At 39.1% G+C, this 15848-nt stretch carries 11 protein-coding genes; 5 read left to right on the plus strand and 6 right to left on the minus strand.

Features of this window, described 5'->3' with window-relative positions; translation table 11 throughout:
• Positions 1-28: 28 nt before the first annotated feature.
• The 5 genes from sbmA to R2H34_RS13055 all read right to left on the minus strand — a co-directional run bounded on the left by sbmA (position 29) and on the right by R2H34_RS13055 (position 6879).
• The gene (gene sbmA, locus R2H34_RS13035; protein ID WP_004908683.1) at positions 29-1228 is read right to left on the minus strand and encodes a peptide antibiotic transporter SbmA; all 1200 of its coding nucleotides are present in this window, start codon (positions 1226-1228) and stop codon (positions 29-31) included.
• A gap of 225 nt (positions 1229-1453) precedes the next feature.
• On the minus strand, positions 1454-2431 hold the full coding sequence (locus R2H34_RS13040; protein WP_005402132.1) for a patatin-like phospholipase family protein: 978 nt from the start codon (positions 2429-2431) through the stop codon (positions 1454-1456).
• A gap of 133 nt (positions 2432-2564) precedes the next feature.
• Positions 2565-4040 (minus strand): alanine/glycine:cation symporter family protein, encoded by a 1476-nt coding sequence (locus R2H34_RS13045; protein WP_004950597.1) that lies wholly within the window; start codon positions 4038-4040, stop codon positions 2565-2567.
• 95 nt (positions 4041-4135) lie between these two features.
• On the minus strand, positions 4136-5371 hold the full coding sequence (gltS, locus tag R2H34_RS13050; protein WP_004950593.1) for a sodium/glutamate symporter: 1236 nt from the start codon (positions 5369-5371) through the stop codon (positions 4136-4138).
• 179 nt (positions 5372-5550) lie between these two features.
• Positions 5551-6879, minus strand: coding sequence for a DcaP family trimeric outer membrane transporter (locus tag R2H34_RS13055; protein WP_004908692.1), 1329 nt, complete (start codon positions 6877-6879; stop codon positions 5551-5553).
• Positions 6880-7303: 424 nt separating this feature from the next.
• On the opposite strand from R2H34_RS13055, the gene R2H34_RS13060 reads away from it, so the two are divergent.
• A complete protein-coding gene (locus R2H34_RS13060) occupies positions 7304-8011 on the plus strand; it encodes a nitroreductase (RefSeq protein WP_318342293.1) in 708 nt (235 codons plus the stop codon).
• Between the two features lie 21 nt (positions 8012-8032).
• On the opposite strand, the gene R2H34_RS13065 is transcribed toward R2H34_RS13060, so the two are convergent.
• On the minus strand, positions 8033-9247 hold the full coding sequence (locus tag R2H34_RS13065) for a multidrug effflux MFS transporter (protein WP_318342294.1): 1215 nt from the start codon (positions 9245-9247) through the stop codon (positions 8033-8035).
• Positions 9248-9390: 143 nt separating this feature from the next.
• On the opposite strand from R2H34_RS13065, the gene yccS reads away from it, so the two are divergent.
• From yccS to R2H34_RS13085, 4 genes are all read left to right on the plus strand, one after another.
• A complete protein-coding gene (yccS, locus tag R2H34_RS13070; RefSeq protein ID WP_151730748.1) occupies positions 9391-11565 on the plus strand; it encodes a YccS family putative transporter in 2175 nt (724 codons plus the stop codon).
• Positions 11566-11644: 79 nt separating this feature from the next.
• Positions 11645-12229, plus strand: coding sequence for a YcxB family protein (locus R2H34_RS13075; RefSeq protein WP_136700403.1), 585 nt, complete (start codon positions 11645-11647; stop codon positions 12227-12229).
• A gap of 161 nt (positions 12230-12390) precedes the next feature.
• Positions 12391-14928 (plus strand): sulfite reductase flavoprotein subunit alpha, encoded by a 2538-nt coding sequence (locus R2H34_RS13080; RefSeq protein WP_318342295.1) that lies wholly within the window; start codon positions 12391-12393, stop codon positions 14926-14928.
• A gap of 124 nt (positions 14929-15052) precedes the next feature.
• A complete protein-coding gene (locus tag R2H34_RS13085) occupies positions 15053-15838 on the plus strand; it encodes a YdcF family protein (protein WP_318342296.1) in 786 nt (261 codons plus the stop codon).
• Positions 15839-15848: the final 10 nt, after the last annotated feature.

A 15848-nucleotide genomic window follows, 5' to 3' on the forward strand; every position in this document is an offset into this window, starting at 1 on the left:
CACGAAGCAGGTTTTTCCTTTGTAGGGTTTAGTCCTTATCAAGAATCGATTCAAAAGCTTTTAGACGCTTATGAATCGATAATAGTTCAATAATCGTTTTCCATGAACTGATCAAATATTGGAATGATTCCCGGACTTTATCAAAAATATTACTGATTTGGTTAATCAAACCAAGCGTCATTTTTCCAGATGCGATTGCAGGGAATAATACGACAAGGCTATATAAAATATCGAGTTGCTTGTACCAAATTGCCACTAAGTTAAAGTAGGCATAATGAAAGTAAAGTCTAAAGTAATTGACTCGTACCTTACTAAATAACTCTTTTAACGTAACAGGATCAGCACGATTCTCATGGTCTTCACCATAGACTAACTCTTTACGATAAGCAGCTTCAACCTTCTGATTATTGAATTGCAAACCAGGAAGTTTCTGCCCGACTAACATTAGAATAACTGTACCAGCAATCGCCCATACAACAGCCGCCCACACCAAAGAATGTTCAATTTCTCCCACAATCGGTAAGACTGGAACTTTCTGCGAGATTTGGAACAATAAAGGTAAGAATGCGATTAGTACCATCACTGACTTAATTAACTCCACCCCTAAGTCTTCCATGATGGTCGCAAAGCGCATGGTATCTTCTTGTATACGCTGTGACGCACCTTCTACATGTCGCAGCTTATCCCAGTTGGCAGTGTAATATTCATTCATTGCTGTGCGCCAACGGAATACATAGTGACTGGTAAAAAATGCATTAATGACTGCAAATGTGACTGCCACCATCGCGATATAAAGAAAGGTCAAAGTGCCTTTGTAAAGATCATTGATGTCACCACCACCATCGCTGAGCATTTTTTGGATCATGTCCCAGAATGGACCATACCATGCGTTAATCGCAACACTCACCTGAACACCAAACCAGATATTAAACAGAATGAATGCCGATCCCCAAATCGACCACTTTTGCCATTTATTATCAGATAAAAATCGCCAAAAGGCAGCGAATAATGCTGTTGATACTAAAAACCAAATATAGAACCAAATAAAGGCTGCGGACCAAAAACGACTCACGCCAATCGGTAATTCAGCTTCAGCGTAACCTTTCGGAAAACCCAAGTACTCTCCCCATCCATGCCCACCTGTGTACCAAAGCAGCATGTTGAGCGCTAACCATACAATCACCGATATAAAAAAAAGGCGTGGGTTAGGAAAAAATGATTTAAACATCGTGTTTAACAATCCTTGTGGTGTTATTGATGACGTCGATGCGTCATCCTATAATGCAAAACTTAAATTTGTTTAATAAAAAGTTTAATGAATTGTAGTTATTTACCTGTTTTCTTGATTTTTTCATAGCTTTTTGTAGAGGATTTACAAATTGTTTTATTAAAAAACATCTGCCAGCAAACCACGCCTTATCTTGTATTGATTTACTGGCAGAAAAATAGCCGATTAGGGTGCTACAGGATTTATTTTCAATGCAAAATCTTGCTGCGCTTGAGTGGCTGAATTTTGCTTACTTTGAATTGTCGATTGAATATCCGCAAGTTTAGCCTGTGCTGCATCAATCCCAGCTTGCATAGTCATTTTACGTCCTTTCACATCAAAGATATGTGCCTTTTCACGTAGATCAGGTTGAATCACGACATCCGCATCTTTCAATTCTTCTTCGGCTAATCGCCCTTGCATGATATTAATATTTTGATTGAACAAGCCCCATACATTGGTGGTTTCGGTATGAATTGGCTGCGCCAAAATATCTACAGCAATCACAATATCCGCACCTAGTTCCCGTGCTACTTCAACTGGGACAGGGCTCACTAGCCCACCATCAACATACTCGACATTACGAATCTTAGTCGGTACAAACATACTTGGAATAGAAGTCGATGCACGCACGGCTTGCCCTGTATTGCCATAGTTAAATACGGTTTTCGTCCCATTTTTGAGTTCAGTTGCAACCACATACATTGGAATTTTTAACTTTTGTAGCGGTGTGTCAAGCACTTGTTGATTGACATAGTCTTCAACTTTTTTACCATCAAAGAAACCTTTGAGGCTCACATTTACATCACGTACATCATTGGCTTTGAGTTTGAGTGCAATATCTCTTAATTCAGCTGCGCTTTTACCACTGGCATATATTGAACCCACTATACTGCCTGCGCTTGTACCTACGATCAAATCAGGTCGGATGCCTTGCTGTTCAAGCACTTCGATCACTCCGATATGAGCATATCCTCTCGCACCACCACTTCCTAATACCAGCGCAATGACAGGACGTTTCTGTTGTTTTTTGATCGCAGCAAAAGGTTGACTCATGGTTTGTACCTGAGCATCTTCTACAACAGGTCGTAGATGTGATGTGGTTTGGCAACCCACCACAAACATCATCGATAGTCCTAGAGTCAATAATTTAAGCTGTTTCATCTGCATTTGATGCCATATTCACTTTATATATCTCTCAAATTTTACTCCGAGCGATTTTTAAAAGCTGTATCAATTCTTTGCTGACTGTTTCTATGCCACAAAAAAAGCTCCTTTACAGGAGCTTTTTATCAATTTACCAAATATCGGAATCGACTTTTTTCTTCAATTCAGGATAGTTATCAATCTTAAACTCAGGTTCTTTAATCCCTTTTTTAAGCTGAGAGGTATAATCTTTCAATAAAATCAGTGCTATTGGAGTAAGCAATAGAATTGCGATCAGGTTAATAGTTGCCATCAATCCCATCGATAAGTCTGCCATAGACCAAACCAATGGAACACTAGTGATTGCACCGAAGTACACCATAACTAATACTAAAATACGGAAAATCAGCATGATTTTAGGATTGTTATTAATGAACTGCACATTACTTTCCGCATATGCATAGTTACCGATAATCGACGTAAAGGCAAATAAGAACAGAATAATAGCGAGGAAACCACCGCCCCAACTGCCAATCTGACTCTCAAGCGCTTTTTGCGTTAACGTTACGCCTTCAAAACCAGCTTCGTGATACATGCCTGACACCATAATGATAATCGCAGTACATGAACACACAACGAAGGTATCTACAAAGACACCTAGCATTTGCACTAAACCTTGGTTTACTGGATGTTTTACATCTGATGCAGCAGCAGCATTTGGGGCAGAACCCATACCTGCTTCATTTGAGAACAAACCACGTTTAATCCCCATCATCATTGCCATAGAAATCATAGCACCGAAGAAACCACCAGCTGCTGCTTCAAACTCAAAAGCTTTTGTGAAAATAAGTTTAAATATTTCTGGCAACATTGGCAGATTGATGATGGCGATGTACAAAGCTACGATTATGTAAAGCAATGCCATGAATGGCACGATACCTTCAGCAACTTTTGCGATACGTTTAATACCACCAAAAATAATCAATGCTGTCATTGTCACTAGTCCAATGCCAACCCATGAGATTTCTAGGTCTAAACCACCCAAACCTAAAGTTAGATTGGCTTTATCCCATCCCCAAGCATGAGAAGTTGCACCAATAATCGCATTCGCTTGTACAGCATTAAACACAAAACCATAAGCTAAAATGAGAGAAAGTGCGAAAACAATCCCTAACCATTTTTGCTTTAAACCTTGAGTAATGTAATACGCAGGTCCACCACGGAATTGTTTGTTTTGATGGTCTCGTACCTTAAATAACTGTGCGAGCGATGATTCCACAAATGCAGAACTCATACCTAAGAATGCAGTAAACCACATCCAAAACACCGCACCCGGACCACCAATCGCAATCGCAATCGCAACACCAGCAACGTTACCTACCCCTACACGACTTGCCAGTCCTGTAACGAATGCCTGAAACGGTGTGATCCCGTGCTCATCCACACATTCTTTACGGCTGCCTTTCATAACACGAATACTGTGTAAAAATAAGCGAAGCTGTACCGCACCTGTGATTAATGTGTAAAACACACCCACTGCAACCAACAAGACAACCAAGAAATTCCAGAGCGGATCATTAAAGAATTGCACCCACGACATCAGCGTGGCATTTAATTGTTCATTCATCACTTATTCGCTTTAATAAATTATATGTATATCAAACACATATACGATAAAAATAGATGAATCAAAAAAGCCCCATATGGGGCTTTTGATCCGACTTAGGCAAAGAATTTCAAGATAACTTGAATTACTGTTGCGTTAATTAAATCAACAAAGAATGCACCACATAACGGAACAATTAAGAACGCTTTATGGGAAGGTCCATACATATTCGTAATGGCTTGCATGTTTGCAACCGCAGTCGGTGTTGCCCCCATACCAAAACCACAATGACCCGCAGCAAGAACAGCAGCATCATAGTTTTTACCCATCACACGGAAGGTTACAAAGGCTGCATATAGAGCCATAGTAATGGTTTGAGCACCTAAAATAACAACCAGTGGTCCAGCCAAATCTGCCAATTGCCATAACTTCAACGAAAGCAATGCCATTGCCAAATACAATGAAAGCGACGCGTTACCAAACACATCAATTGCACGATCAAAAATATCAATTTTCAATACGCTTTCAAGAATATTTCGGAGAATAACACCGCCACCAAGCGCCCAAACAAAGGTTGGTAACTCGAACCATGTCCCTTTGCTATAACCCGTCATAAACTCAGCAAATGCAAGACAGGCAGCGAACATACCCAATGTTGTGATTGCATTATCTGCTGTGATTAAACGTACTTGATGTGGGTTTTCAAATGGAGCAAGTTCATCAGGATGTTTATCAAGATGCGTATCGCGATCTTTGATTTCTAATGAACTTTTTTCATGTGCAAGGCTATAACGATTGATCAATAATTTAGCCAGTGGACCACCAATGATCCCACCAATAATTAGACCAAATGTCGCACTTGCCATTCCTAGTGCTAATGCACCTTGAATCCCATGTTGGGTTTCAAGAATTTCACCCCAAGCACCAGCAGTACCATGACCACCTGTGAGCGTGATCGAACCAGCGATCAAACCAACCAATGGATCAATACCTAACAATGACGCAAGACTCATACCTACTGCATTTTGTACTGCGATAAAAGAAGCCACACAGATCAAGAATATAACGAGTCCAATACCACCCTCACGAAGCTTCATAAAATTGGCACTTAAACCAATCGAAGCAAAGAAGATCAGCATAAAACTTGTTTGCAATTGACTGCTGAAAACAATGCTATATCCCCACATTGAGTGCACCAGCAAAGATACAACTGCTGCAACCAAACCACCTGCGACAGGCTCTGGGATGTTGTAACGTCTTAAGAAGTCAATTTTATTAACGAGCAGACGCCCTAATAACAAGACGATAACCGCCGAAATTAGGGTATAAAAACCATTGAAAGTAAATTCCATATCTTCTTCCGTTTATTTCATTAGTTTTTAGATAGTTTTTCCATCACACAACTAATAAAACAGTAACTCTCAAAATGAGTGAAAACTCAATCAAGTTAATAAAAAACATACAGTTCTTTGTAAGAACCCAGCCTGTATTAACAGATGGTTTTCACGGATGATTACACCTATAGGATAGGTTAGAAGTTATAGCGAGCCATTGCTCCTACACGGTTATCCTTACCTTTTTGACCATTGAAGGTTTTGCGTTCGCCATAGATATACTCTAAACCGAACGTGATTGGCGTAACAGGTGAAAACATTACATTCAACCAACCTTGTTGTAGCGTTTTATTTTGCGCAGTATCTAGCAATGCTTGTTGAGCAAATGCATTGTTATCTTTAGCAAACATCGCGCCATACGCCAAAGTGCTACGAACTTTTGGCGTGATCTGATACGTTGTGCCCACAGTCACAGCATCAAATTCATTGAGATTTAAATCATAATTTGTCGGATTCACATTGAACGCATTATTGGTGTAAAGCAAAAATTTGCTATCACCTTTCACATGTGAGTAATCAAGCATCGCTTGCAAAGAATCTGTAAATTTGTATTTTGCACCCAGCGCAATCCCCCAACCTAAGTCAGATTCATTTGCACTGAGTTGGTGATGATCTTTATCAAAGGCTTCTTTACTACGTACTTCTGTCAAAAGTGCACGAGCTGAAGTTGTCCCCTTACCCTCTGCAAAATCGTATTTGATTTTCGAGCTAAAAGCAGGTGCACGATTATCATCACTACCTTTTTCTAGAGCAATCGCATAACTCGTGACAGGATTCAAAGAACCACTGTAGCGAACCATTGGAGTTCGATATGTACCAATACCTAAAGGTGAATTGAAATCAAGCATCTCAGGTTGCAGATCTGTCGCCAAGAATGTTGATGTAGTTTGACCAAACAACCAGTCGTTATAAGTCAAATACGCATGGCGGATACGGATTGTATCGTTGTTAGTTCCACCGCGAAAATCAACTTCTAGCTTTCCACCAACATCTGCACCTTGTACAGGTGCTTTAAAATCTAAGCCCAAACGAGTCACGGTCGCAGTGCTATAAAATCGGTCACTATTTTTCTCATTATTTTCGAGATCGACATTATTAATTCGGTTAAAAATACCATCGCCACCTTGGGCTTGATAAGAAGCATCTCCACGCAAGAAACCATATAACTTTACATCAGCACCAGATGCTGTTTGAAAAGAGAGTGGCGATTTTTTATTTGTATCAGATGATGGAGTTGTAGTCTGAGCAGCTAGAACTTGAGCTGAACTTGAAACAGGCGATGTAGTTTTTTGTTTTGATTGAGGAACATATTGTTCAAGTAAAGCACGCAACTCTTTCACTTCATCACGAAGTTGTTGAATTTGCTCTTGCTCAGTAGCAGCCTGTGTCGTGTTCATCATCAAGATAGCAACAGTAAATGCCAAACCCTGAATCAAGAACGGCTTGCGGATGAGAGGTAAACTCATGAGAAGCTCCTTGTATTCGATGTATATTTCAACATTTCTACAAACATAAAATTGGATAAATTCACTATGTTTGTAATAGAAAATCCCCCTCACCCAATCAGTAAGGAAAGCCTAATCAATTTTTAAAAAGGGCCTATTATGCATAAATTTAGAATATTGTGTGTATTTTTTTATTCGGATAAAAACTCAGTGTTAAGCAATTTTGGCTAAATAATAGTTCTATTTCATTATGTTACAAATATATTTCTTTTTCACACAAACAAAACAAAACCGCACATAAATTATTCAGCCTTTACTGACGAAACGAAAACACGATTACTTTTAAAACAAATTTTGCAATACGACTAAAAAACCATCTGCAAAAACACCAGATTCATTTATAGTCTCACCCAATGAGAAAATAGCTAAAAGAGCTGGAGTTTATATGAATACGGAACAAGTCCGTTATGTTGATGAAGCAATAACTTCTCGCCACTCAGTACGTGCATTTCTAGATACACCTGTTGATGTACAAACGATTAAAGACATTTTGTCAGTTGCAAGCCGGGCACCATCAGGTACAAACACTCAACCATGGAAGGTTTATGTGCTTACTGGAAAGAAACGTGCAGAGATGATTGAGCGCGTCTGTGCAGCTCAGCTTGAGTTATTTCAAAAACCAGAATTAGCAGAGCGCTACAAAGAAACTTTTGCATATTATCCAGAAAATTGGATTTCACCATTTATTGATCGTCGTCGTGCAAATGGTTGGGGTCTATACGGATTATTAGGTATTCAAAAAGGCGAAAAGGAAAAAATGGCAGCACAACAACTGCGTAACTTTCAGCTTTTTGATGCGCCTGTTGGACTTTTCTTTACTGTTAACAAAGCGATGGGAATCGGATCGAAGATGGATATTTCGATGATGATTCAAAATGTGATGGTCGCTGCTAAAGCACGTGGTTTGGATACTTGCCCTCAAGCTGCATGGAATCACTTTTATCCAATTGTCTTAGATGTACTTGGAGCACCAGATGATGAAGAGCTTATTTGTGCAATTGCATTAGGATATGCCGATCCAGATCACATCGTGAATACCTTCATTACACCGCGTGAACCTGTCGAAAATTTTGCTGTCTTTGTTGATGAGTAAACTTTAATGACCACAGTATCTCTACATAGAGATACTGTTCTGTTGTCTTCCAACCTTAAAGATAGCGACCAGTCCTGCTGAAGTAAACATCAACATCATTAGTCCCATATTCAATGAAGCTTTCCAAATCAAAAAGTTCAGAATAACACCACCTAATAAACCACATGCAAACTGCATACTTCCCATAATCGCACTCGCAGTTCCAGCTCGAGCACCTTGTTTAGACATTGCCAAAGCCATTGCATTTGGACCAGTCAAACCAATTCCAGACACTACAAAAAATAAACCAGACATCAATATCCACAACGGAGCGTTATGCATTGATCCTGCAAACACAACACATACAGCACCAAGGAACTGAATCGAACCGCCTAAACGAAGACGAGGATAAATATCCATTCTCGTATTGAGATGCTTATTCAAAGAAGACATCAACATAATTCCAGCAGCATTGAAAGCGAATGCATAGGAGAATTGTTGTTGAGATAATCCATACTGCCCCATAAAGACCGCTGATGCAGAACTGATGTAACAAAACAAAGCTGCACCTGTCAGACAGCCTGCAAACATGGGGACTCTAAAGCTCGCATCTTTTAGAATTGCGGCATAAAGCGTTGTGACTTGATAAGTGGAAAGCTTGAGTCGACGCTCAATTGGCAAAGATTCTTTAAAAAAGGAATGGACACATAACCAACAGATCACACCAATAATAGCCAATGCAGCAAAAATCATTTCCCAAGGGAAAAAATTCAGAATCCAAGCGCCAAACATAGGTGCTAAAATAGGTGCTAGCCCCATGACAATCATCATACTTGAAAATGCTTGAGCTGAACCTTGAACATCCAGCCGATCACGAATCGCAGCGCGCGCAATAACGACACCGACACAGCCCCCAAGCGCTTGAAAAATACGTGCAATGATTAATGCCCATTCATTACTTGCAAATACACAAGCCAGACTGGCAATCACATAAAGGGTTAAACCAAAATACAAAGGTTTTTTTCGACCAATCCGATCGCTCACTGGACCATAGATAAGTTGACCAATCGCAAGCCCTAAAAAATAGGCAGGCAAAGTATTTGCGACCATTTGCGTGCTTACCCCAAACTCCTCTGCCATTTGAGGCAAAGCGGGTAAATACATATCAATTGATAAAGGACCTAAAGCGGTAAGGAGTGCAAGCAACATAATCCAAGTTGTTGAATATTGACGTGAATTAGACTGCTCGACCTTCATAATACTTCACTTTTCAAGTTTATTCCTGATCTAAGCTTAACACTCTCATGCTATTTTGTGCATAATAATACAGGCTGACTAGCACTTTTGAGATGTCAGTTCCCATACAATAATTCCATGACACGATACGAAAAGGACAGCACTTGAATCCTTGGTTTGGACGATTAAAACAATTAACTTATAACACCACGTTTATGTATAACGTGAGGATGTTGATCGCTTTTGTAGGTACAGCTTTTGTTCCTTATTTATTAGATTTTCAACTGGCTACGATTCCATTAACTTTAGGTGTAGTCGCTGCGGGTATCAGTGATATTGATGATCGCTTTTCTGTGCGGATCATGAACTTAATCTACACCTACATCGGTTTTTTTATTACCGCAGCATCCGTTCAATTATTATTTCCCTACCCTTTCGCATTCGCTTTTGGTTTGATCGCCTCTTGTATTGGCTGGATTCTATTAGGTTCGTTAGGGCGACGTTACGCCACGATTGCTTATGGATGCTTGGTGGTTTCGGTATATACCATGCTCGGTGTTCATCTATTTGAAGACTGGTATTTGCAACCTGCATTACTTGTGATCGGAGCAGCATGGTATGGTCTGATTTCAACCATCAGCTTCTTATTATTTCCAGTTCGTCAATTACAAGATCAACTATCAGCATCTTATAATGCTTTAGGTAGTTTTTTATATGCTAAATCAAACCTGTTTGATGTGGATATGACCGCATCAAGCTACCAACAAAGCATGATTGATTTAGCACTAGAAAATGGAAAATTAATTACATTATTCAATAATTTACGTGTAGCACTAGTCACTCGCCTCAAAGGAGACCGAGGTCAAAAAGATACGCGACGTAGCTTACAGTATTATTTTGTAGCTCAAGATATTCACGAGCGTGCTGATTCCGCTCATATTGATTATCAAAAACTAGCTAAACTGTTTCAACACAGTGATATTTTATTTCGTTTCCAACGTATTCTTACCATTCAAGGCAAAGCATGTCAGGACTTAGCGCAATGTATCTTGAATCGCACACGTTATACGCACAACAAAAGATTTCAACATAGTTTTGAAAATCTTAGACTGTCATTAGAAAAATTACGAGAAGATAATATTTATGATCAAGTACGTGTGAATGCCTTATTTGCACTCTATCAAAATTTAAAATCGATCGATGCCCAACTGCAAAACTTAGAAACAGAACGCGATTTGCAACTGATCAACACTCAACAGACTGAACACCAACTTAAAGATGATGATCTCAAAGGTTGGAATGATATTTTTGTTCGAGTCAAACAGCATCTCACACCTGAATCTGTTTTATTTCGACACGCTGTCCGTTTATCTATCGTTTTATTTATTGGCTATATTTTTATTCAAGTTACCAATATTGCATATGGATACTGGATTTTACTCACTGCACTGTTCGTATGTCAGCCAAACTTCAACGCCACAAAACGCCGCTTATATTTGCGTATAGTAGGTACATTAATCGGCATTATTGTTGGATTGGCGATTATCTATTTTATTCCTTCACTTGAAGGGCAATTGGTGATGCTTGTTTTAAGCGGAGTGTTATTTTTCGAACTAAGAAGTAAGCAATATGCTCAAGCAACTGCATTCATCACTATCTTGGCACTGATCAACTTTAATCTTGATGGTTCTGCATTTGCTGCTGGCTTTCCAAGATTTATCGATACACTTATCGGATGTGCCCTCGCATGGTTTGGCGTGAGTTTTATTTGGCCCGATTGGAAATTTCGTAGGCTGCCTCGTACCATCCAGCGTTCTATAGAAGCTCAATGTAATTATCTTTCGGAAGTAGTTCAGCAATACCACGAAGGTAAAAATAATGCGCTCAATTATCGTGTAGTTCGTCGCGCAGCGCACAATACCGATGCAGAAGTTGCTTCTTTAATTTCCACATTAGCAACTGAGCCAAATATTGATCCAACACAAAAGTCACTTGCATTCGAGTTCTTGTGTTTGAGTCATACCTTTTTGAGCTATATCGCAGCCTTAGGTGCACATCGTGCACAAATCCATGATCAAGAAGTATTGGCTTTACTTGATCAAGCCCTAGATGATATTAAAGGCACATTATTGCGTGATGAGGTTCCAGATTTATCCGCGCAAAACATGTTACAAACCATACGTCAACGACTCAGTACTCATGATGAAGGGGATCCAAAATCCTTGATTATTTTGCAACAATTATCACTCATGTTTGGTATTTTGACTCGCTTAAGCATGCTTAAACAAAGCTTGAGTCATGAGCCAAATCAGGATGGCACTGAGTTTGCATCTCTTTGATTTATCCACCATTGGCATAATATCTTTGACTGCTAATTAATGCTAAACTTAACCTAGTTCTACACTCATTTTTTATACTATGACCGCCAAAACGCTATACGCTTATACGCTACAACCTGTTCCCTACGAAGTTTCCGAAGCTGAACAACGTCAAGCTCAACTTATGATTTGGCGTAGTACTAATAAATTTAGTCGCAAAGCGTGGATCATTATGATTTCGCTTGTGGTGCTTTCTTTAGTGACCGCTGGACTGATTAACTACTACTCTACTTACTCAACTGTATTTTGTTGGGTTGTTATCGTGTTCGTTGCCCTCTTCTACCTGATTAAACGATTCGGTCTTGAGTGGTATGTGAAACGTAAAATGAATGAATTCCCAGTTCAGGAAATTAAAGGTCTTCGTCTTGGTGTTCAACCACACGGTATCGTCATGCGCCAAAAAATGGGCGTTCAAGAAGGTACTGCAACAATCGGTTGGAAAGATATTTATGAGTGGTATAGCTTACCTGACTTCATTTTGGTGAACTTTAAAGTAAAAACACCAAAAGGTGATGAACAACAAGGTGCATATATCCTTCCTAAACGCATGGATTCAAAAAACTTTTCATTCAATACTGTTCGTAAACATTTGAATGAAACTGTAGGCGCTCCGAAAACGCTATAATTAAAAATATTCAAAAAAAGCCTCTCAAAATGAGAGGTTTTTTTTAATGGGAAAATTTAAATGAGAATCAAAATCAATATTACCTACAAAATCCATATTATATTCTTAATCTTGAGTTATAATTTTTTACATGAACTCCACTTTATTTACATTTTTCGACCATGCTTAAAAAAGTCTTCTTCCAAATTCATTGGTTCTTAGGGATCACTGCGGGTTTAATCCTTTCATTGATGGGCATAACTGGAGCAATTTATTCTTATGATCAGCAAATCTTAGAATTCATCAATAAAGAGAGCTATGTTGTTGAAGCTGCTTCTACTCCAAAGTTAACCCCAGCCCAGATATTTCAACACTTCAATAAAAAACAACCCGATATTGAGATTAATAGTATTACCATCGCAGCTGACCCTACCGCATCTTCTACAGTAAATATTAAAAAAGAAGGTGCTCGTCGTGGCTATAACATGATGGTCAATCCATATACAGCTGAAGTATTACCAGAAGTCAAAGGTCGTGAAGTATTACAATTTATCCAACAATTGCATCGGAACTTAACAGCAGGCGAGTTTGGAGCACAAATTACAGGTGCATCAACCTTGATGCTTATCTTTTTTGTGCTGAGTGGACTTTATCTCCGCTTCCCTAAAAAACATTCTTTTAAACAATGGTTCTTTATTAAGCCTAAACTTAAGGGTCGCAATTTTATTTGGGATTTACATGCTGTAGTTGGAACTTGGCTTGTCGTCTTTTATCTCTTATTTGCATGCACTGGTTTGTATTGGTCATATGACTGGTGGCGTGCTGGTATGTTCAAAGTCATGGGAGTTGAACAACCTAAACGCAACGAACCGAACCAAGATAGAAAAAAACCTGAAAAAGAAAAACTTAAACCTGAGCAAGTGACCAACATATTGTCGCAATCGTGGACAGGCGTGAATGCCCAAATTGGACGTGAATATTCATCATTAACGTTTAATATTCCGAAAAAGAACGATGCAAAGCTTGAGCTATCTTTTGTTGATGGTATCCCCCAACATGAACGTGCTCGTAACCAGGCTATTTATAATTATCAATCTAACACTTTTGAGAAATTTGAGCTCTACGAAGATAAGAAGCTAAATGAAAAGATTATGAGCAGTATGCTCCCTGTACATCGTGGAAGCTTTTTTGGTGACACTTATCAATTTTTAGCAATGCTGGCATCTTTAACAATGCCTTTATTTTTCGTCACAGGTTGGATGCTTTATTTAAAACGTCGCAAACAAAAAAAACTCACACTCGCGGTACGAAATACGATCGGTTCTCAAGTTATTGACCCAAATACAAAACCATGGCTCATCACATACGCAAGTCAAACAGGTGTGGCTGAGCAACTCGCATGGCGTACAGCAACATGCTTACAAGAAGCACAGCAAGCAACAATTGTTAAACCTCTTCAACAGTTGACTGAGCGTGAGCTTCAGCAAGCTGAGCTTGTCTTATTTGTGGTGAGTACCTATGGAACTGGTGAGGCACCTGACTTAGCAACTAGCTTCAGCAAAAAGATGATGAAGCAATCACTAGATTTAAGTTCAATGCAGTTTGCAGTGCTTGCATTGGGTTCTAAAGAATATCCTGAAAGTTTCTGTAGTTTTGGGCATGCAATAAACCAATGGTTATTAGCATCGAAGGCATCACCTTTATTTGACTTAATTGAAGTCGATAACGTCAATCCTAATGATATCCAACGCTGGAATCAGGCTTTATCAGAGATTACTCACACAGAACTACATGCAATGAACATTGAAAAAGTATTTGATCACTGGACATTAAGTTCTCGTACACTCCTCAACCCAAATAGTCTTGGGCAACCTGCTTACAATATTGAATTCACCGCTCCTCATGATATGACTTGGCATCCTGGTGATATTGCAGAAATTCAACCAGAAAATACTCCTACAGAGATTCAACGCTTTTTAGAAAAGTACCAAATCTCAGCTGAATCCAAAATCGAATCATTGAATCAGAAAATTGATCAGGCATTACGGAATAAAAATTTACGCGTAGATGTTCTGGCATACAATCATCTTGATGAGCTTATCGAGCAGCTTCCTACCCTACCCACTCGAGAATACTCTATCGCTAGTATTCCTCCGCAGCAAATTCTCAGACTTGTCGTTCGTCAACAGCGTGACCCACAAGGTGAACTTGGGTTAGGCTCTGGATGGTTAACAGAACATATCCAAATCAAAGATAAACTAGCTTTACGAATTCGCACGAATGAATCATTCCATTTGATTGATGATAATCGTCCAATCATTTGTATCGGTAATGGCACAGGTATCGCAGGTTTGATGAGCCTGTTGCAACAACGTAATCGTCAAAATTACACTGAAAATTGGTTAATTTTTGGTGAGCGTCAACGTGAATGTGACTATTTCTATAAAGATACCATCGAAGCATGGAAAAACATGGGAACTCTAAAACGTCTAGACTTGGCATTCTCTAGAGATCAAGCTCAACGTATTTATGTACAGGATATTCTTCGCAACAATGCTGAAGAGCTTTTAGCATGGATCGCTAAGGATGCTGTCATATACATTTGTGGAAGCATTGAAGGTATGGCAACAGGTGTTGAAGCTGCATTGATCGATCTTCTAGGAGAGGAAAAATTGGATGAATTACGATTATCAGGTCGTTATCGTCGAGATGTTTACTAAGCTTTATTGAATATAGATAAAGATGGGTGATATTCACCCATTTTTTATTCATCAATAGAAGCGTTTGCCTTTCGATGAATTTTGCATACACTTAGCACGTTTTATATCGCTTACGAAAAAGATTATGCAAGCAAGCTCATGGATTCGTATCATTTTAGCTATAGTCGGTTCTATTTTATTCCTAGATGGAGCTATTCTAATTGCGCTTAAAAAAATTCACATCGGTACAGTTTTACCCTTTTTAATTGGACTATTTTTCTGTATTTACGCTTATTTCTATTATCATTTTGAACGGTTTTTCTTTTATCACTTCCGTCTGCATTCTATTTGGCGCTTTGCATGGGCATGTTTTTGGATTTGGATCATTAGTCTAGGGTATTTCTTTAATTATCTGACAGATAACAATCAGAAACCTCAATCTATTCCACCTGTTAAAGCAATTATTGTTTTAGGAACAGGCATCGAGAATGGACAACCATCAGCAACACTTGCAAAACGTCTTGATCGTGCAGCACCATTGGCAAAAGCTCAACCAGATGCAAAAGTGATTGTCTCTGGTGGAATTGATTTTGGCGAGAAAGATAGCGAAGCAATCATTATGTCACGCTATTTGCAGCAAAAACATCAAATCCCTGCCACTCAGATTTTACTCGAAGACAAAAGCACCAGCACTGAACTTAACCTCAAGAATAGCCAGCCTCTGCTATCAGCGCATCACATTACTCTTCAACAACCCATTGCAATCGTAACCAGTGACTTTCATACCTTACGTGCGCAAGCGATTGCAAAAAAACAAGGTTATAGCCAAACCATTTTACTTGGATCAACTACGCCTTTAAGCACTCGATATAATGCATGGTTAAGAGAGTATTTCGCTTATGCAAGCGGATGGATATTAAATGAATATTGATTGGGGGGGC

Origin of the sequence: Acinetobacter sp. 16 (genome assembly GCF_033439925.1) — a bacterium.
Classification (GTDB): domain Bacteria; phylum Pseudomonadota; class Gammaproteobacteria; order Pseudomonadales; family Moraxellaceae; genus Acinetobacter; species Acinetobacter junii.

Excerpts from the sequence above, each read along its gene's own strand:
- sbmA (WP_004908683.1), bottom strand. The coding sequence starts at position 1,228 with ATGTTTAAATCATTTTTTCCTAACCCACGCCTTTTTTTTATATCGGTG.
- R2H34_RS13040 (WP_005402132.1), bottom strand. The coding sequence starts at position 2,431 with ATGAAACAGCTTAAATTATTGACTCTAGGACTATCGATGATGTTTGTG.
- R2H34_RS13045 (WP_004950597.1), bottom strand. The coding sequence starts at position 4,040 with ATGAATGAACAATTAAATGCCACGCTGATGTCGTGGGTGCAATTCTTT.
- gltS (WP_004950593.1), bottom strand. The coding sequence starts at position 5,371 with ATGGAATTTACTTTCAATGGTTTTTATACCCTAATTTCGGCGGTTATC.
- R2H34_RS13055 (WP_004908692.1), bottom strand. The coding sequence starts at position 6,879 with ATGAGTTTACCTCTCATCCGCAAGCCGTTCTTGATTCAGGGTTTGGCA.
- R2H34_RS13060 (WP_318342293.1), top strand. The coding sequence starts at position 7,304 with ATGAATACGGAACAAGTCCGTTATGTTGATGAAGCAATAACTTCTCGC.
- R2H34_RS13065 (WP_318342294.1), bottom strand. The coding sequence starts at position 9,247 with ATGAAGGTCGAGCAGTCTAATTCACGTCAATATTCAACAACTTGGATT.
- R2H34_RS13075 (WP_136700403.1), top strand. The coding sequence starts at position 11,645 with ATGACCGCCAAAACGCTATACGCTTATACGCTACAACCTGTTCCCTAC.
- R2H34_RS13080 (WP_318342295.1), top strand. The coding sequence starts at position 12,391 with ATGCTTAAAAAAGTCTTCTTCCAAATTCATTGGTTCTTAGGGATCACT.
- R2H34_RS13085 (WP_318342296.1), top strand. The coding sequence starts at position 15,053 with ATGCAAGCAAGCTCATGGATTCGTATCATTTTAGCTATAGTCGGTTCT.